Raw genomic sequence first — 503 nt, forward strand, 5'->3', positions numbered from 1 at the left:
GGCCTGTACAACGCCGAGTTCACCCCGAACACCCTGGGTACGGCGATCCGCATCAACATGCCGCCGCCGACCGAAGAGCGCCGCAAGGAGCTGGCCAAGCAGGTGCAGAAGGAAGGCGAAGGCGCCAAGATCGCGATCCGCAACATCCGTCAGGACGCGAACAAGGAAATCGCCAAGCTGGTCAAGGACAAGGCGATCAGCGAAGACGAGAAGAAGCGCGGCGAAGACGACATCCAGAAGTTGACCGACGCCAACATCAAGGACGTCGACAAGGTCGTTGCCGACAAGGAAAAAGAACTGCTGTCGGTCTGAAGTCGATGCCTTCAGTCCCGCCTCCGTTGCCGGCTGCCCTGCCCCGCCACGTTGCCATCATCATGGATGGCAACGGTCGCTGGGCGCAGCAGCGTCGTCGCCCGCGCGTGATCGGCCACCGTGCCGGCGCGCGTGCCGTCAACCGCACCATCGAGCGCTGCCTTGAACTGGGCATCCCGGCGCTGACCCTG

The 503-nt window shown here is 63.8% G+C and carries 2 protein-coding genes; both read left to right on the forward strand.

Going from position 1 to position 503, the window contains the following annotated elements:
- Positions 1-312, forward strand: a 312-nt coding sequence (locus C9414_RS21235; RefSeq protein WP_142398104.1) for a ribosome-recycling factor, incomplete at its 5' end; no start/stop codon positions are given.
- Positions 313-374: 62 nt separating this feature from the next.
- On the forward strand, positions 375-503 hold a 129-nt coding region (locus tag C9414_RS21240; protein WP_483295703.1), incomplete at its 3' end, for an undecaprenyl diphosphate synthase family protein.

Source organism: Bacillus sp. Nf3, assembly GCF_003028545.1.
Lineage (GTDB): Bacteria > Bacillota > Bacilli > Bacillales > Bacillaceae > Bacillus > Bacillus safensis.